General features: G+C 68.6%; 12 protein-coding genes and 1 rRNA gene. All 13 read left to right on the top strand.

The genetic code is table 11. The features are described 5' to 3' along the window. Positions 1-51: 51 nt before the first annotated feature. The 13 genes from rrf (at position 52) to EDD27_RS30635 (ending at position 14271) form a co-directional block, all read left to right on the top strand. Positions 52-168 (top strand): 5S ribosomal RNA (gene rrf / locus EDD27_RS30695). A gap of 141 nt (positions 169-309) precedes the next feature. Then, the gene (locus tag EDD27_RS30690; RefSeq protein WP_127941070.1) at positions 310-1599 is read left to right on the top strand and encodes a bifunctional folylpolyglutamate synthase/dihydrofolate synthase; all 1290 of its coding nucleotides are present in this window, start codon (positions 310-312) and stop codon (positions 1597-1599) included. Positions 1600-1642: 43 nt separating this feature from the next. After that, positions 1643-1987, top strand: coding sequence for a DUF4233 domain-containing protein (locus tag EDD27_RS30685; RefSeq protein ID WP_241564340.1), 345 nt, complete (start codon positions 1643-1645; stop codon positions 1985-1987). An 11-nt stretch (positions 1988-1998) separates the two neighbouring features. After that, positions 1999-4269 carry an MFS transporter gene (locus EDD27_RS30680; RefSeq protein WP_127935471.1) on the top strand — a complete coding sequence of 757 codons (2271 nt, stop codon included), beginning with the start codon at positions 1999-2001 and terminating at the stop codon, positions 4267-4269. Between the two features lie 160 nt (positions 4270-4429). Continuing rightward, on the top strand, positions 4430-4840 hold the full coding sequence (gene ndk / locus EDD27_RS30675; protein WP_127935470.1) for a nucleoside-diphosphate kinase: 411 nt from the start codon (positions 4430-4432) through the stop codon (positions 4838-4840). A 325-nt stretch (positions 4841-5165) separates the two neighbouring features. Beyond that, entirely contained in the window at positions 5166-6197 is a 1032-nt protein-coding gene (locus EDD27_RS30670) for a rod shape-determining protein (RefSeq protein ID WP_127935469.1), read from the top strand. Beyond that, positions 6197-7075: a rod shape-determining protein MreC gene (mreC, locus tag EDD27_RS30665; protein ID WP_127935468.1), complete on the top strand. Its 879-nt coding sequence runs from the start codon at positions 6197-6199 to the stop codon at positions 7073-7075. Before EDD27_RS30670 ends, mreC begins: the two co-directional genes overlap by 1 nt. 366 nt (positions 7076-7441) lie before the next feature. Then, positions 7442-7906 carry a rod shape-determining protein MreD gene (gene mreD / locus EDD27_RS30660; RefSeq protein ID WP_127935467.1) on the top strand — a complete coding sequence of 155 codons (465 nt, stop codon included), beginning with the start codon at positions 7442-7444 and terminating at the stop codon, positions 7904-7906. Further along, positions 7903-9948, top strand: a complete 2046-nt coding sequence (gene mrdA / locus EDD27_RS30655; protein ID WP_127935466.1) for a penicillin-binding protein 2 — start codon at positions 7903-7905, stop codon at positions 9946-9948. Before mreD ends, mrdA begins: the two co-directional genes overlap by 4 nt. Further along, positions 9945-11111: a rod shape-determining protein RodA gene (rodA, locus tag EDD27_RS30650; protein ID WP_127935465.1), complete on the top strand. Its 1167-nt coding sequence runs from the start codon at positions 9945-9947 to the stop codon at positions 11109-11111. Before mrdA ends, rodA begins: the two co-directional genes overlap by 4 nt. Positions 11112-11114: 3 nt before the next feature. Next, positions 11115-11333: a hypothetical protein gene (locus EDD27_RS30645; protein ID WP_127935464.1), complete on the top strand. Its 219-nt coding sequence runs from the start codon at positions 11115-11117 to the stop codon at positions 11331-11333. 121 nt (positions 11334-11454) lie between these two features. After that, entirely contained in the window at positions 11455-13365 is a 1911-nt protein-coding gene (locus EDD27_RS30640) for a TIGR03960 family B12-binding radical SAM protein (protein ID WP_127935463.1), read from the top strand. A 153-nt stretch (positions 13366-13518) separates the two neighbouring features. After that, complete coding sequence (locus tag EDD27_RS30635) at positions 13519-14271, top strand: TIGR03936 family radical SAM-associated protein (RefSeq protein WP_241564339.1); 753 nt, start codon at positions 13519-13521, stop codon at positions 14269-14271. Positions 14272-14353: the final 82 nt, after the last annotated feature.

Below are 14353 nucleotides of genomic sequence, written 5' to 3'. Positions count from 1 at the left end.
CGTCCATTATGCGATTCTGAGACAGCAAACGACTGTGCTGTTTCTCAGGGTTACGGCGGTTATGGCGGGAAGGAAACACCCGGTTACATTCCGAACCCGGAAGTTAAGCTTCCCAGCGCCGATGGTACTGCACTCGGGAGGGTGTGGGAGAGTAGGTCACCGCCGGACAATCTTTGAAGGGAAGGGCCCCGACACATGTGTCGGGGCCCTTTCTTGCGTTGTGGGGCCGGAACCAGGGGCTGAGTACTGACTACCCCCGGCGGTCAGTAGTGTTGAGGTGTGGACTTTCGTGCGGTTGAACGCGCGATCATGGAGCGCGGCGTCGAGTGGGATTTCGAGCCGACGCTCGACAGGATCGCGGCCCTCCTGGATGTGCTTGGCTCGCCGCAGCGGGCGTACCCGGTCATACACATAGCCGGCACCAACGGAAAGACGAGCACGGCGCGGCTCACCGAGGCGCTGCTCAAGGAGCGCAACCTCCGCGTGGGGCGTTTCACCAGCCCTCACCTGGTGTCCGTGCGCGAGCGGATCACCGTGGACGGGGAGCCGCTGAGCGAGGAACGGTTCGCCGAGGTATACGAGGAAATCATCCCGTATGTGGAGCTGACCGACACCCAGGGGCGGCGTATTCAGTTCTTCGAGCTGCTGACCGCCATGGCGTTCGCGGCGTTCGCCGACACTCCCGTCGACGTCGCGGTCGTCGAGGCCGGGATGGGCGGATCGTGGGACGCCACCAATGTCGCGGACGGGCTCGTGTCGGTCATCACGCCTATCTCGCTCGATCACACTGACCGGCTGGGGCCGGACATCCCCAGCATCGCCTCCGAGAAAGCCGGCATCATCAAGCCCGGCGCCACGACCGTCCTGGCTCAGCAGGAGCTGGCCGCGGCCGAGGTGCTGATGCGCCGGGCGGCCGAGGTGGGTGCCGTGGTGGCGCGCGAAGGGCTGGAGTTCGGGGTCATGAGCCGAGAGGTGGCCATCGGCGGACAGCTGCTCACGCTGCGTGGCCTCAAGGGTGTATACGATGAGGTCTACCTGCCTCTCTACGGCGCTCACCAGGCCAGCAACGCGGCCTGCGCGCTGGCGGCGGTCGAGGCTTTGACCGGCGGTGACGAACCGCTCGACGTCGATCTCGTACGGCAAGCCTTCGCCCAGGCGTCCTCGCCCGGGCGTATGGAGGTCGTGCGCCGGACGCCGACCGTGGTGATCGACGCCGCGCACAACCCCGGAGGCATGCAGGCCACCCTCGAGGGGCTGCACGAGGCGTTCGACTTCGCCAAGGTCATCGGTGTGGTCGCGGTCATGCGCGACAAGGACGTCGACGCCCTGCTCGAGCTGCTGGAGCCCATGCTTGACGAGATCATCGTCACGCGGAACTCCTCACCGCGGTCCATGCCGGCCGAGGAGCTGGCGTCTCTCGCCGAGCCTCTCTTCGGCGAGGACCGGGTGCATGTCGAAGAGCGGCTCGACGATGCCATCGACAAGGGGATCGGCATCGCCGACGCGGAAGGCGAGTTCAGCGGCACTGGAGTGCTGATCACCGGGTCCGTCGTCACGGCCGGTGACGCGCGGCAGTTGCTGAAGGCGGATGGTTCCTGATGGCCGGCCATGTCACGACAGTGACGAGGGTGGGTGGTTCTCGATGAAGAACTTCCAGGTCACGCCAGGGATGCGCAGGCTCGGTGCGTCGGTGCTCGGCATGGAGGCCATCGTGGCGGGACTGATCACGCCCGTGGCGATCACCGTGGGCGGCGTGGCGCCCGCGCTCGCCGTGACCGTCGGCATCGGGCTGGCCGTGTTGTGCGTGGTCGCCGCCGGCCTGCTCAAGAGGCCATTCGGCTACGTGCTCGGCAGCCTCGTACAGGTGCTGGCCATCTGCACCGGCTTCCTCGTGACGGCCATGTTCTTCCTCGGAACGATCTTCGCGGCGCTCTGGATCACTGCCATTATCGTCGCTCGCCGTGTCGAGGGCGCTACAACGCGCTAAAGTCGGCCTACATGGCCGTCCCCCCGATCCAGCGGTCGCCTCGTCCGGCAGACGTCAGGCATCCCTGGTTGCTCGACACGGTGCTCGGGCTGCTCGTCGTGGCCGCGCTGCCGCTGGCGATCATCACGATCCCCAACACGCTCTCCGTCGTCGCCAAGCTGTTGCCCGGCGACATTGACCAGGTCGGCTTGATGCGCATGCACGGGCTCGCCCTGCCCGCGCTCATGCTGGCCGTCCCGCTCGGGGCCGTCGCGCTGCGGCGGTTCAAGCCGGCCCATCTCATGCTCGCCGGGCTGGCGCTGATGGCGCTGTCCGACGCCGCAGGTGGATACGCCGCCTCCGAGCTCGTCGTCGGGGCCGTACGCGTGCTGCGCGGCATCGGCGCAGGACTCGTCGTCCCCGCCACGCTCGCAGCCGTCTGGCACCGAGCGCCGGTGCTGCGCGCCCTGTGGGTGGGAGTGTTCAGCCTGAGCATGCTCGCGGCCGAGGCGTTCGCGCTCTGGCCGCTCGACGAGGTGAGCAGCTGGAAGGTGACGCTCCAGCCGTACCCGCTGGTGACGGGGGTGGCGCTGGCCTTGGCGGCCGTCTACCTGATCGCCTGGATGCTGCTGGGCCGTCCTGCCGAGCCCCACCTTCACGTACGGGAGCGCAGCCGGCTGGTGCTGGCGGCCGTGCCGGCCGCCGGCATCGCCGTCGTGGCGATCAGCACCGCGACCGAAGGGTGGCGGGCCCTCCCCGTGATCATGCTGGCGGGCACGGCGGTCGCCGGGTTGCTGGCGTTGGCCTCGATCGGCACGAGAGAGAGCCGCACGCTGGCGTACTCGATGGTGGCGGTCGGCGTTGTGCTGGTCCCCAGTGCGGCGCAGGTCACGCTGGTGGAGATGGGCGGGCTCGGCGGGCCCGGGCTGCGCGGGCTCTGGATCCCGTACGGGGTCGCCGGGCTGCTGGCGGTCGGCGCGTCCGTCGTGGTGCGGCTGTCCGCGCGCGCCTCCGGGCGGTGGCTGGCGCCGCTCGGGCTGTTGTCCATGGTGGTGGGGTTGTGTTCGGTGCGGGTTGTGGTGCCGTCGGCCGACGGGCTCGTTTTGGCGGTGCCGTTCACGCTGCTCGCTGTGGGGGCGGCAGTGGCGTTGACGGCCACGCTGCAGGAAGTGAGCATCGGGACGGCGGCGTTCGGGTTGTCGCTGTGCTTCGCCGGGGTGCTGGCGGGTTTTCTGCTGGGCACGGGCGTGCAGATGGCCATGCTGGACGGGGTGAAGTCGGCTCAGGAGCTGGTCGACAACTTCGTCGGGGCGTTGCACTGGTGGGCATTGATCGGCGGCTTCCTGGTGGTGGCGGTCATCGTGCTCGCGGCTTTGATGGCGCGGCGGCCTGGCGACGAGGCGACGGCCGGGCCGGATGACGGTCCATCAACCGCAGGACCAGGGGCGGAGGACTGCAGGGATGCTCCTACCGGCGACGACGGTGGCGACCCGCGTGATGGCGGAGACGCGTTGCCCGTGCCGGGCCCCGCGGGAGATGGTGCGGGCTTCTCGCAGGATGACGCCCAGGGCGGGCCGGCCGGTGGGGGCGTGGAGTCCTCCGGCGTGGGGGGCGGGCGTAAGTGGGGGGACGTCCCGAGCGCTGATGGCGTAGGTAGCGACGCGGCTCCTCGCGGGAGCACGGGAGACGTAGTCGATCGCGTGGGCTCGGAGGCTGTCGGCGGGCTTGATTGCGCAGTCGGTGGGGCTGCGGTCGGTGGCGGTGATCGCGGAGATGGCGGGGCTGCGGTCGGTGGCGGTGATCGCGGAGACGGTGTGGGTGCGGTCGGCAGAGGGGATCGGGTGGATGCCCGGATTGCCGGGCGTGGCGGCAAGCGGGCCTCCAAGGGAAGCGAGGGCCGTGCCGACCGGAAGGCTGCCGGGCGCGGCGACCGCACGAGCGCCGGGGCCACTGACGGCAGTGCTGATCTGACCGCTGGAGCGGCTGCTGATGGTGGAGAGCGGGGTGCACAGGGTGGCGTGGAGGCGGGAAGCGCGGCTGAAGCGGGAGCGGAGGCCGGAAGTGCGCCTGGTGGTGGCGCTGATGCCGGAGCTCGAAGACTTGGCGGTGGTGAGGCGGCGGGCGGTGGCGACGAGGATGGGCCGACCGGGATCGTTCCGCGGATCGTGCTGCCGGTGTCGTCTCAGGGGGCCTTCGACAAGGTGAGACCGCCGAGCGGCGGCGACGAGCCGGCCGACCCTGAGGGAACGGCCCCGGCTGTGCCGCCGCAAGGGAATTCGCCCGAAGACGCCGCATCCCCATAGACGGCCCAGATCCCCACGGGAAACGAGGATACGGGCGCGGGGCGGTAAGCTGAGGGCCCAGTTACGGCGACGCGCGGGCCCACGGCCCCGTGAAGCGTTCTCGCGGTGAGGCCGGACGCCGACAAGCCGCGACCCCAATCTGTTCGAAGGAGAACTCCAAGTGTCCGAGCGCACTCTTGTCCTGATCAAGCCCGACGGGGTTAAGCGCGGCCTCATCGGTGACGTGATCGCCCGTGTGGAGCGCAAGGGCCTCAAGGTCGTGGCGATGGACCTGCGCACCCTCGACTCCGACACCGCCAAGCTCCACTACGCCGAGCACGCCGAGCGGCCGTTCTTCGGCGAGCTCGTCGAGTTCATCACGTCGGGGCCGCTCGTCGCCATGGTGCTCGAGGGCCCGCGCGCAGTCGAGGCCTTCCGCGCGCTCGCCGGCGCCACCGACCCGGTGAAGTCGGCGCCCGGCACGATCCGCGGCGACCACGCACTCGAGATCGGCGAGAACGTCGTGCACGGCTCCGACTCCCCCGAGTCCGCCGCCAGGGAGATCAAGATCTTCTTCCCGGACCGGTTCTAGTCGTTTCGCGCTCCGCCCGCGCCCGCGCAGCTGATCAGCTGCGCGGGCACGCGGCTTTTCGGCGGCGGGTGGGTAGCGGATTCTGTCGGTGGGCTGCCGTACGGTGTGAGGCGGCTACTTAGGGTGACTAGTTGAGCGTCCTGGAACGTTCCAGACGCTGGTCGGATGTTGTGGTGCAATCCGGGCAAAATTGCGGTTGAGGTTGGGGCTGGAGATTTTTGACGGGCGCGGAGCCTGATCGCACCCATCGGTGGGTACGTCACGTTACGATTCGAATTCGATCCGTAGTCATTTGCGACGACGTTTACGGAGGGCTCCGTTCCCCATGGGCAGCAAGCTCGCGTTCCTCGGCCGTGACATGGCGGTCGACTTGGGCACCGCCAACACGTTGGTCTACGTGCGCGGCCGGGGCATCGTGCTCAACGAGCCGTCAGTCGTGGCGATCAACACCACTACGGGCAAGATCGTTGCGGTTGGCATCGAGGCCAAGCGAATGATCGGTCGTACGCCTGGCAACATCATCGCCATGCGTCCGTTGAAGGACGGCGTGATCGCCGACTTCGACATCACCGGGCGAATGTTGCGCTATTTCATCCAAAGGGCGCACAAGCGGCGGCATTTCGCCAAGCCGCGCATCATCATCGCCGTGCCCAGTGGCATCACCAGCGTCGAGCAGCGGGCGGTGAAGGAAGCCGGCTACCAGTCGGGCGCCAGAAAGGTCTACATCATCGAGGAGCCCATGGCTGCCGCCATCGGGGTGGGGCTTCCGGTGCACGAGCCGACCGGCAACATGGTCGTCGACATCGGCGGCGGCACCACTGACGTGGCGATCATCTCGATGGGGGGCGTGGTCACCAGCCAGTCGATCAGGGTGGGCGGTGACGAGATCGACCAGGCGGTGATCGCCTTCGCCAAGAAGGAGTTCTCGCTGATGCTGGGCGAGCGTACCGCCGAGGAGATCAAGATGGCCATCGGCTCGGCCTTTCCTGCCGACGAGGGCTCGCATGTGGAGATCTGCGGGCGCGACCTGGTCAGCGGGCTGCCTAAGAACGTCATCATCTCGAGCGAGGAGATCAGGAAGGCCATCGAGGAGCCGGTGAACATGATCGTGGACGCGATCAGGGTCACGCTCGACAAGTGCCCGCCCGAGCTGACCGGCGACATCATGGATCGTGGCATCGCGCTCACCGGAGGGGGCGCTCTGCTCAAAGGGCTAGAGGAGCGGGTCAAGGCCGAGACGGGCATGCCGGTGCATCTCGTCGACAACCCTCTCGACTCGGTCGCCATCGGATCGGGCAAGTGTGCCGAGGAGTTCGAGGCGCTGAAAGAGGTCCTGGTGCCGGAGTCGCGACAGTGATGAGAGACTCGCGCCGGGCCCGGCTGATCCTCGGAGTGCTGCTGACGGCGGCTCTGGTCATCCTGACCATCGACCACCGGACCGGCGACAACTCGCCGCTGCGCCCACTGCGTGCGGCGGGGGCGTGGGTCTTCGGCACGGCCGAGCAGTTCGGCGGTGGGCTCCTGCGGCCCGTCGGCGCGTTCGTGCAGGCCATCCTGTCCGCGCCCAGCGCACAGGAACGCATCAGGGCCCTCAGGGAGGAGAACGCGAAGCTGCGCACGGGGCTGCTCGCGGGAAAGCTCGACACGGCTCGCTCCAATGAGCTCAAGAAGCTGCTCGGCCTTGCAGGGGCGGGCGGATACAAGATCGTCCCGGCCAACGTGGTCGCGAGGCGCGGGCAGCCGGGGTTCGAGGACGCCGTCCAGATCGACGCGGGCACCGCTGACGGGGTGCGGACCGAGATGACCGTGCTCAATGGCGACGGGCTGGTCGGGCGGGTGATCCACGCCGCCGCCCGCACCTCGACGGTGGTGCTCCTCAGCGACCCGGCCTCCGCCGCTGGGGCACGGCTGGAACGCGGCAAGGAGATCGGGGTCGTGCACGGGGTGGGAGAGCACGGGAGGCTCGTCCAGTTTCGGCTCCTCGACTCCACGGCGCCGCTGACCAGGGGCGGGCGCATCGTCAGCTTCGGCTCCCAGAACGGGCGGCCTTACGTGCCCGGGGTGCCGATCGGGGTGATCGAGCGGGTGGAGTCGACGCCCGGGGAACTGACCCGCATCGCCTATGCCCGGCCGTACGCCGATCTGACCGCGCTCGACGTGGTGGGTGTGGTGGTGGACGGGCCCGAGCGGGATCCCCGTGACACGGTGCTGCCTCCCAAGGAGAGATCCCGATGACCCGGCGGCGTGCACACGGTGAGCTTGAGGTGTTGCGGAGCTGTGTGCAACATGCGGCGAATGTGGCCGCAGGGACGGAGTGGAGCGGGCGGCGTGCGGTCGTGGTGACCCGGCGGTCTGGGCTACGTGCTGTTGCCGGGACGGAGTGGAGCGGGCGGCGTGCGGTCGTGGTGACCCGGCGGTCTGGGCTACGTGCGGTTGCCCGGACGGAGCGGTGTGGGCGGCGTGCGGTCACGGTGACGCCGGGGTGGGAGCGGGCTGCGGTCGCGGTGACGTGGCTGTTCGGGGGAGTGCAGGTGAAGTGGCCGGGCACTGCGGGCCGGGAGGGGACGCGGTGAGTGGAAGGGCCGGTCGGAAGGGGGCGCAGTGATCGGCGGGGTCTCCGTGCTGCTGGCGTTGCTGGCGCAGGTGATGCTGGTCAATAGGGTGCCGCTGCCGGCCGGTGGCGCACCTGACCTGGTGTTGCTGGCCGTCGTCGGCGCCTCGCTGGGGCGCGGGGCCGCGTCCGGGGCCATGCTCGGGTTCTTCGCGGGGCTGCTGGTCGACATCATGCCGCCGACCGCCCATCTGTTGGGACAGTACGCGTTCGTGCTGGCGCTCGTCGGCTACATCGCCGGGCGCGGCGCGGGCGGACCGGTGACGACCGTGGTGTTGTGCGTGCTGCTGGCGCCGCTACTTGCCGCCACCGTGGGGATGCTGATCTCCGATCCCCGGGTGACCCTGTCCACGCTGATCGAGCAGGTGCCCGTCACCGTCGTGTACACACTGGTCGTCTCCCCGATCGTGATCTGGCTGACCACACGCGGCAGACAGCCGAGGTATTCGACATGATGAGGATGCGAGCCCGGTTGCTGGTGCTGCACGTGCTGGTGGTGGCAATGCTCGTCGTGCTGGCCGTGCGCCTGTGGCAGGTGCAGGTCGTACGCGGGCAGGAGTTCGTGACGCGGGCGACGGAGACCAGGACACGGGCCGTGATCGTGCCGGCCGTGCGCGGGCAGATCCTCGACTCGTCGGGACGGCCGCTGGTGCGCAACAAGACTGCGCTCGTCGTGTCCGTGGACCGTGCCAGGCTGTCGCGGATGCGCGACGAGGGCGTGACGGTGCTGCGCAAGTTGTCCGCGGTGCTCGGCACACCGGTGGCGGACCTGCAGCAGCGGATCACGCCGTGCGGGCCGGGAGTGGGCAAACCGTGCTGGACGGGGTCGCCGTACCAGCCCGTTCCGCTGGACGAGAAGATCGACCCGCGGAAGGCGCTGCAGATCCTGGAGCGGCAGGAGGAGTTTCCTGGCGTGACGGCGGAGATCCACTCGGTCCGGCAATACCCCGGCGGCCGGGCGGGCGCTCAGATGCTCGGCTACCTGCAGCCGGTGACCGAGCAGGAGCTGGAGAAACGGGAAGGGCTCAAAGCCAGCTTCTCGGGCGTGGACCTGGCCGGGCGTGACGGGCTCGAATACGTCTACGACGACGCGCTGCGCGGCAAGTCGGGGCTGCGCCGGGTTCAGGTCGACCGGATGGGCAAGGCGCTCGGTGTGGAGGAGCAGGTGACGCCCATCCCCGGGGATCACCTGGTGACCAGCATCGACTCACGGATTCAGGCCATCACCGAGAGGGCGCTGAACAAGGCGATGAAGAGCGCGCCCGCGGCCGACGGCGGCGCCGGGGTGGTGCTGGACGCGCGCACGGGGCGGGTGGTGGCGCTGGCCAGCGCGCCCGGGTACGACCCGGCGATCTGGGGCGGAGGGATCTCGGCGCGTGGCTACCAGTGGCTGCTGTCGGAGAAGTCGGGCAAGCCGCTGGTGTCGAGGGCGATCAACGGCCAGTTCGCGCCGGGGTCCACGTTCAAGATCTCCTCCGTCGCGGCGATGTTGCGGGCGGGCTATCCGCTCAACGGCAAGTACGGCTGCCCCGGCTCGTACACGGTGGGCGGCCGGGCCTTCAACAACTTCCGCGGCATCGCGCTGGGCACCCTCGACCTGCACACGGCGCTGGTCAAGTCGTGCGACACGATCTTCTACCGGGCGGCCTACGAGCAATACCTCAAGGATGGCGGGCGACACCCGAAGAAGAAGCCGAAAGAGGTGTTCGCCAACATGGCGAGGGCGTTCGGGTTCGGCAGTCCGACCGGCGTGGACCTGCCCGGCGAGTCCGCCGGCCGCATCCCCGACCGGGCCTGGAAGAAGGACCTGTGGAACCAGACCAGCGCCACCAACTGCGAGCGGTCGCGCAAGGGATATCCCGAGGTGAAGGACCGGGCGCGGGCCGAGTTCCTCAAGCGGCTGGCGCTGGAGAACTGCACCGAGGGTTTCCTGCTGCGGCCCGGTGACTCGGCCAACTTCTCCATCGGGCAGGGCGACGTGCTGGTCACGCCGATGCAGCTGGCCAGGGCGTACATGGCGCTGGTGAGCGACGGGAAGCTCCGCAGCCCGCGCATCGGATGGGCGCAGGTGCGGCCCGACGGCAAAGTGGTCAGGACCTTCCCCGTGCCGGTGGTCGGCAAGCTGCCGCTCAGCGAGAAGGAACGCCTCTACATCAAGAACGCACTGAGCCAGGTCGCCCAGGATGGCACCGCGGCGGGTGCGTTCGCCGGATTCCCGATGGACAAGGTCCGCATCGGCGGCAAGACCGGCACCGCGGAGGTGTGGGGCAAGAAGGACACCTCGTGGTTCGCGTCGTTCGCACCGACGAAGAACCCGCAGTACGTGGTGGTCGTCATGGTCTCCCAGGGTGGGATGGGCTCGCAGACCGCGGCGCCGGCCGTACGGGAGATCTATGAGGGCATTTACGGCATCAAGCGTCCGGCGGCCGTGCCCGGCGGGAAGCTGACGACCAAGCTGCCGACGTTCCGTCCGGACGGGACGGTGATCCCGGGATGAGCACCCGTACCGCCGTCGTCCGGCGCCCCTCGCTCCTTCGGCGGATGGCGCAGGAAAACTCGAAGGTACGCAGACTCGACGGGTTGATGCTGGTCGCGGTGGCCGGGCTGTGCGTGATCGGCACCCTGCTCGTGTGGTCGTCCACCAGGACTTGGGCGCCTGGAGCCACGGGCCTGGTGAAGAAGCACCTGCTCAATGAGATCATCGGGGTGGTGCTGTGCGCCGTGGTGGCCACGGTCGACTACCGGGCGATGCGGGCCTACGCGCCGCTGGTGTTCCTGCTGTCGTTGGTGGGGCTGGGGCTGGTGCTCACGCCGCTGGGGGCGACGATCAACGGGTCGCATTCGTGGATCCTGCTGGGCGGGGGATTCGCGGTGCAGCCGTCGGAGTTCGCCAAAGTGGGCCTGGTGCTGATCATCGCGATGCTGCTGGCGCAACCGGCCGAAGGCACTGATCGGCCGCGCTGGCTTGACGTGGTGCTGGCGCTCGTGGCCTCGGCGATCACGATGGGGATGGTCATGCTCCAGCCCGACCTCGGCACGGCCATGGTGCTGGCCGTGATCATGGTATCGGGGCTGATCATCGGGGGCGTGCGCAAGCGGGTGATCGCAGCGATGACCTTGGTGGCCGCCGCCGGGGTTTTCGTGGTGTTCTATTTCCAGATGCTGGAGCCGTACCAGGTGGCGCGGTTCACCGCGTTCGTCGATCCGAGCGTCGATCCGCGCGGCGTGGGCTACAACAGCACGCAGTCGCTGATCGCGATCGGCTCCGGGCAGTTGCTCGGCAAGGGGTTGCTCGGCGGCGGACAGACGACCGGCAGGTTCGTGCCCGAGCAGCACACCGACTTCATCTTCACGGTGGCGGGGGAGGAGTTCGGGTTCCTCGGGTCGGTCACGGTCGTGTTGCTGCTGGGCGTGGTGCTGGTGCGCGGGCTGAAGATCGCCAGAAGGTGCGAGGACCGGTTCGGGACGCTGGTCGCGGGGACGATCGTGTGCTGGTTCGCGTTCCAGTCGTTCATCAATGTCGGAATGACGATCGGGATCATGCCGATCACCGGGTTGCCGCTGCCGTTCGTGTCGTATGGCGGAACCGCGACATTCGCGAATCTCATTGCGGTTGGGCTGCTTCAAGCCATCAAGGTGCGCGGACAGTCGTTTAATTGAAGTATGTTCCTGGCCTATTGCGATGAGTGCGAGGACCGCTTTCTGCTGCCGGCGAATCACGTCGTCGCCGTGCACAATCTGGAAAGCGGCCTGATCGCCGTGGAGCTGACCTGCTACGAGGGGCACCACATCCTGGTGCTCAGCGGAAATGAGGAAGGGACGCCGACAAGAAGTCTGCTCGTCGGCCTGCCGCCCTATGGTCGCGACCGATCGAGGCCGTAGGCGCACGCCCCGCCGCCTATGGCGGACCGCTGAACGCGGCCCACCATAGCGACAGTCCACCTGGCATGTTTCTCATCGGCCCCGGACCTGCCACCGTCTGACCGCCGCTACCCTGGACGGTATGCCTGTCGAGTCGATTTTCCACCGTCTGGAAGCGCTGCTGCCCAAGGTGCAGAAGCCGATCCAGTATGTCGGGGGTGAGCTCAACTCGACCGTCAAGGACTGGGACTCCGCCGACGTGCGATGGGCGTTGATGTACCCGGACGCCTACGAGGTCGGGCTGCCCAACCAGGGCGTGGCGATCCTCTACGAGATCCTCAACGAGCTGCCCAGGACCCTGGCCGAGCGCACCTACGCCGTCTGGCCGGACCTCGAGGCACTCATGCGGGCCGAGGGCGTCCCGCAGTTCACCGTCGACGCGCACCGGCCGGTGCGGGCCTTCGACGTGCTCGGAGTGTCCTTCTCCACCGAGCTCGGCTACACCAACATGCTGACCGCCCTCGACCTGGCCGGCATCCCGCTGCGCGCGGTGGACCGGGGCGAGGACGATCCGATCGTGATCGCGGGCGGCCACGCGGCCTTCAACCCCGAGCCGATCGCCGACTTCCTCGACGCGGCCGTGCTTGGCGACGGCGAGCAGATCTCCATCGCCATCACCGAGGTCGTCCGTGAGTGGAAGGCCGAGGGCCGGCCCGGCGGCCGGGACGAGCTGCTGATGCGGCTGGCCGAGTCCGGCGGCGTCTACGTGCCCAAGTTCTACGACGTCGACTATCACCCGGACGGGCGCATCAAGCGTGTCGCGCCCAACCGGCCCGAGGTGCCGTGGCGGGTGCACAAGCACACCGTGATGGACCTGGACGAGTGGCCTTATCCGAAGAAGCCGCTGGTCCCGCTGGCGGAGACGGTGCACGAGCGGTTCAGCGTGGAGATCTTCCGCGGCTGCACCCGCGGGTGCCGGTTCTGCCAGGCCGGCATGATCACGCGCCCGGTGCGCGAGCGCTCCATCACCACGATCGGCGCGATGGTCGAAAACGGCGTCAAGGAGTCCGGTTTCAACGAGGTCGGTCTGCTGTCGCTGTCGTCGGCGGACCACTCCGAGATCGGCGACATCGCCAAGGGCCTGGCCAACCGCTACGAGGGCACCAACACCTCGCTGTCGTTGCCCTCGACCCGGGTCGACGCCTTCAACATCGACCTGGCCAACGAGTTCTCCAGGAACGGCAGGCGCTCGGGCCTGACGTTCGCACCCGAGGGCGGCTCGGAGCGGATGCGTAAGGTGATCAACAAGATGGTCACCGAGGAGGACTTGATCCGCACCGTCACCACCGCGTATTCGCAGGGGTGGCGGCAGGTCAAGCTCTACTTCATGTGCGGGTTGCCCACTGAGACCGACGAGGACGTGCTCGGCATCGCCGACCTGGCCAAGAAGGTCATCAAGGCGGGCAGGGAGGCCACCGGCAGCCGCGACATCCGCTGCACCGTCTCCATCGGCGGCTTCGTGCCCAAGCCGCACACGCCGTTCCAATGGGCGGGTCAGGCCGACCACGAGACCGTCGACCGGCGGCTCAGGGCGCTGCGTGACGCGCTCAGGAGCGACAAGGAATACGGCCGGGCCATCGGCTACCGCTACCACGACGGCAAACCCTCGATCGTGGAGGGCCTGCTGTCGCGTGGCGACCGCCGGGTCGGCGCCGTGATCCGCGCCGTCTGGGAGGACGGCGGCAGGTTCGACGGCTGGAGCGAGCACTTCTCCTACGAGCGCTGGATGGCGGCCGCCGAGAAGGCCGGCATCGACGTGGACTGGTACACCACGCGCGAGCGGGAGGAAAACGAGGTCCTTCCGTGGGACCACCTCGACGCCGGGCTCGACCGCGAATGGTTGTGGCAGGACTGGCAGGAGGCGGTCTCCGGCGGTGAGGTCGAGGACTGCCGCTGGACTCCGTGCTACGACTGCGGTGTCTGCCCGACCATGGGCACCGAAATCCAAATCGGCCCCACGGGGCGAAAACTCCTTCCTCTTACGGTGGTTTAGCGCGCTCAGTGGGCGAGCCATGCCTCGGCGTACACGTACATACGCTGGGGCGGCTTATCCTGAGACGAAGGAACTCTTACAAGGGAAGGACGACAAGCTCTGAAACCTGTTCCCGAAGGGCCTCCGCCCGCGCCCACGGTGCAGCGCCTTCGCGTGCGTTACGCCAAGCGCGGCCGCCTGCGCTTCACCAGCCACCGCGACATCTCGCGGGCCGTCGAGAGGGCGGTCCGCCGTGCCGGTATACCGGTGGCCTACAGCGCGGGCTTCTCGCCCCACCCGAAGATCTCCTACGCGGGCGCGGCGCCGACCGGTGTCGCGAGCGAAGCCGAATACCTCGAGATCGGTGTCACCACGCCGTGCGACCCCGAGCAGGTCAGGTCCGGTCTGGACGCGTCACTGCCGCCGGGGCTCGATGTGCTCGACGTCGTGGAGGCGGGTCAGGGTGGGCTGGCCGACCGCTTGGAGGTCTCCGACTGGGAGGTGCGGCTGCCTGGTGCCGATCGCGAGCTCGCCGAGGTGGCGGTGGAGAAGTTTCTCGCGGCGGGCACCGTGGAGGTCGAGCGCCTCACCAAGAAGGGCCCCCGTCGCTTCGACGCGCGAGAGGCCGTCCTGGGGCTGACGGTGTCCGAGGGAACAGACAGAACTGCAGCTCAAGTGCCTGGACGACCGTGTGTCATACTGCGCATGGTTGTTCGGCACATGACGCCTGCCGTTCGACCCGACGATGTGCTCACAGGGCTGCGCCTTGTGGCCGACTTCGCGCCGCCGGTTCCCCCCGAGGTGACCAGGCTGGCGCAGGGGCCGCTCGACGTCAGCACCGGTGCGCTTGCCGACCCGCTCGACCTGGACCGCGACAAAACGCGCGGCGGCGAGGCGGGCCCGGCGGGTGAGCACGTCGCCGGTTAAGGACGCGCCCAGCCGTGAGCCGGGCACGACCGCTGACAGGACTTGGCGCCGGCGCCTTCGACATGGAGGTGCTGGCGGACAA

Origin of the sequence: Nonomuraea polychroma, from assembly GCF_004011505.1 — a bacterium.
Taxonomy (GTDB): Bacteria; Actinomycetota; Actinomycetes; order Streptosporangiales; family Streptosporangiaceae; genus Nonomuraea; species Nonomuraea polychroma.
This window is presented reverse-complemented; position numbering and strand designations above follow the sequence as displayed.